The following is a 2,518-nucleotide window of genomic DNA, read 5'->3' on the forward strand; positions in this document are numbered from 1 at the left end:
CCAATTCACCCGGCTGCCCAGCGCCCTCGGATTGTCAACCGGTTCGGCCCCCGTGCGGCCCGCCCGGGGGCGGCGGTGCGGGGGGCGGCCGCCGCCGCTCGTCCGTGTCGCAGGCGTCCCGCGCGTCAGTTGTGGCTGTGCAGGATGTCGTTCAGACCGCCCCACACCGCGTTGTTCGGGCGGGCCTCGACGACACCGGTGACCGAGTTGCGGCGGAAGAGGATGTTGGAGGCGCCGTTGAGGTCACGGGCCTTGACGATCTGGCCGTCGGGCATCGTCACCCGGGTGCCCGCGGTGACGTACAGGCCGGCCTCGACCACGCACTCGTCGCCGAGCGCGATACCGACGCCCGCCTCGGCGCCGATCAGGCAGCGCTCGCCGATGGAGATGCGCACGTTGCCGCCGCCGGACAGGGTGCCCATGGTGGACGCACCGCCGCCGATGTCCGAGCCGTCGCCGACCACGACACCCGCGGAGATCCGGCCCTCGACCATGGAGGTGCCGAGCGTGCCGGCATTGAAGTTGACGAAGCCCTCGTGCATGACCGTGGTGCCCTCGGCGAGGTGCGCACCCAGGCGGACCCGGTCGGCGTCGGCGATCCGCACGCCCTTCGGGGCGACGTAGTCGGTCATGCGCGGGAACTTGTCGATCGAGGTGACCTGGAGGTGCAGGCCCTCGGCGCGGGCGTTCAGCCGGACCTTCTCGATGTCGTCCACGGCGACCGGGCCGAGCGAGGTCCAGGCGACGTTGGCGAGGAGGCCGAAGATGCCGTCCAGGCTCTGACCGTGCGGCTCGACCAGGCGGTGCGAGAGCAGGTGCAGACGCAGGTAGGCGTCGTGCGTGTCGAGCGGCTTCTCGTCGAGCGAGGAGATGACCGTGCGGACCGCGACCACCTCGACACCCCGGCGGGCGTCCGGGCCGATCGCCGCGGTCGCACCGCTGCCGAGCAGCTCGACGGCCTGCTCGGCGGTGAGGCGCTCGGTACCGGAGGGGCCGGGCTCAGCGACCAGCTCGGGGGCCGGGAACCAGGTGTCGAGAACGGTGCCGTCGGAGGCGAGGGTGGCGAGACCGGCGGCGACGGCGCCGGTGGTACGAGAAGCAGTGTCGGTCATGTAGGAAACCTAACGTGGGGGAGGTCGTGGGGGCGAACCCGCACCGTGGGCGTCTCACGTGCCGGGCGCGGGTTCAGGGGATCACCCGAGCCAGCACGTCGCGCGCGTACTCCTCGTCGTACGAACCGCCCGTGAGCAGCACCTGGAGGCAGATGCCGTCCATGAGCGCGAGCAGCGCCCGCGCCGTGACCGGGTCCGTGCGCCGGGCCAGCAGCGCCGCCGCGCCCTCGGTCCACTCGGCCGCGACAAGGCGCAGCGCGGGCCGGCGCAGCGCCGCCAGATACAGCTCGTACTCCAGCTCCACGCCCGTGCGGTCGCCGCCCAGCCACTCGCCGAGCGCCCCGGCGAGGTCCGAGGCGAGATCGCCCCGGCCGTCCCCGCTCTCGGGCAACCGTTCGACCAGCACCCTGCCGAAGCCCTCGTTCGCCTGCCGCAGCGCGGCCACCATCAGCTCTTCCAGGGTGGCGAAGTGGTAGGTCGTGGAGCCGAGCGGCACGTCCGCCTCGGCGGCGACGGAGCGGTGGCTCAGCCCGGCGATACCGTCCCGGCCGACCACGCGGATCGCGGCGTCGATGATGCGCCGGCGCCGGTCGGGGTCGTAGCGGCGGGCCATCAGTGACTCGCCCCGCCCAGGTTCAGCACGGCCACGCCCCCGATGATCAGCAGAATCCCGGCGACCTTGGTGACGCTGAGCCCCTCCCCGAACAGCAGCAGTCCGAGGACGGCGACGGCCGCGGTGCCCACCCCGGACCAGATCGCGTACGCGGTGCCGATCTGCACGGTCTTCAGCGTCTGGGCGAGCAGCGCGAAGGCGACGAGGTAGCCGAGGACCGTCACGAGCGAGGGCCAGAGCCGGCTGAAGCCCGCGCTGTACTTCATCGCCGTCGTCGCGGCGACCTCGGCGGCTATGGCGCCGGCGAGCAAGAGATATCCCATGTGTACAAGCGTACACACCATATGTACAGGCGTACGCAACGAGAAAGTTCCAGTTTCATGGAAACCGCTCGCCGAAGCGCCCCACGGCCGCCCTCGGACTCCACTGATGTGCGGCCCCTCGGCGTCACATCTGCCACACGATTCGCTCACGACCCGGTCGCCTCACCCTCCGACCGCCGGGCCGCCACGTTCACACTCGTCAAAGGCCTCTCCGACGCCCGCTGTTACTCCTTCGCCACGGCCGACGGCGGCTACCTGCGCCACCAGAACTCCCGGCTGCAGCTGGACCCGTACCGGAACACCGGCCTGTACCGGGCGGACTCGGCGTTCCTGCTGGTGGACGCGTCGTCCTGAACGCACGGAAGCGGGGGGGGGGGGGGGGGGGGCGCCCGGGGAGCCCCCCGCGCGTCCGAAACCAAGTCGCCCAAAGCCCCCGCCCGCAGCCCCGCCACGCCCGCGCCGCGGGCGGG

Annotated in this window: 4 protein-coding genes; 1 reads left to right on the top strand and 3 read right to left on the bottom strand. The window is 72.3% G+C overall.

What is annotated here, in order from left to right:
* Nucleotides 1-125: 125 nt before the first annotated feature.
* From dapD to AB0H32_RS47885, 3 genes are all read right to left on the bottom strand, one after another.
* A complete protein-coding gene (gene dapD / locus AB0H32_RS47875; RefSeq protein WP_361135904.1) occupies nt 126-1,112 on the bottom strand; it encodes a 2,3,4,5-tetrahydropyridine-2,6-dicarboxylate N-succinyltransferase in 987 nt (328 codons plus the stop codon).
* Nucleotides 1,113-1,185: 73 nt separating this feature from the next.
* Nucleotides 1,186-1,725 carry a TetR family transcriptional regulator gene (locus tag AB0H32_RS47880; RefSeq protein ID WP_361135907.1) on the bottom strand — a complete coding sequence of 180 codons (540 nt, stop codon included), beginning with the start codon at nt 1,723-1,725 and terminating at the stop codon, nt 1,186-1,188.
* The gene (locus tag AB0H32_RS47885; RefSeq protein ID WP_361135910.1) at nt 1,725-2,048 is read right to left on the bottom strand and encodes a multidrug efflux SMR transporter; all 324 of its coding nucleotides are present in this window, start codon (nt 2,046-2,048) and stop codon (nt 1,725-1,727) included. The genes AB0H32_RS47880 and AB0H32_RS47885 overlap by 1 nt, the downstream gene beginning before the upstream one ends.
* A gap of 57 nt (nt 2,049-2,105) precedes the next feature.
* Here AB0H32_RS47885 and AB0H32_RS47890 point away from each other — a divergent pair, with 57 nt between their 5' ends.
* Entirely contained in the window at nt 2,106-2,402 is a 297-nt protein-coding gene (locus tag AB0H32_RS47890) for an AbfB domain-containing protein (RefSeq protein WP_361135913.1), read from the top strand.
* The last annotated feature ends 116 nt before the right edge of the window (nt 2,403-2,518 follow it).

It is taken from the genome of Streptomyces sp. NPDC020362 (assembly GCF_040642095.1).
Classification (GTDB): Bacteria; Actinomycetota; Actinomycetes; order Streptomycetales; family Streptomycetaceae; genus Streptomyces.

Excerpts from the sequence above, each read along its gene's own strand:
- AB0H32_RS47880 (WP_361135907.1), bottom strand. The coding sequence starts at position 1,725 with ATGGCCCGCCGCTACGACCCCGACCGGCGCCGGCGCATCATCGACGCC.
- AB0H32_RS47885 (WP_361135910.1), bottom strand. The coding sequence starts at position 2,048 with ATGGGATATCTCTTGCTCGCCGGCGCCATAGCCGCCGAGGTCGCCGCG.
- dapD (WP_361135904.1), bottom strand. The coding sequence starts at position 1,112 with ATGACCGACACTGCTTCTCGTACCACCGGCGCCGTCGCCGCCGGTCTC.
- AB0H32_RS47890 (WP_361135913.1), top strand. The coding sequence starts at position 2,106 with ATGGAAACCGCTCGCCGAAGCGCCCCACGGCCGCCCTCGGACTCCACT.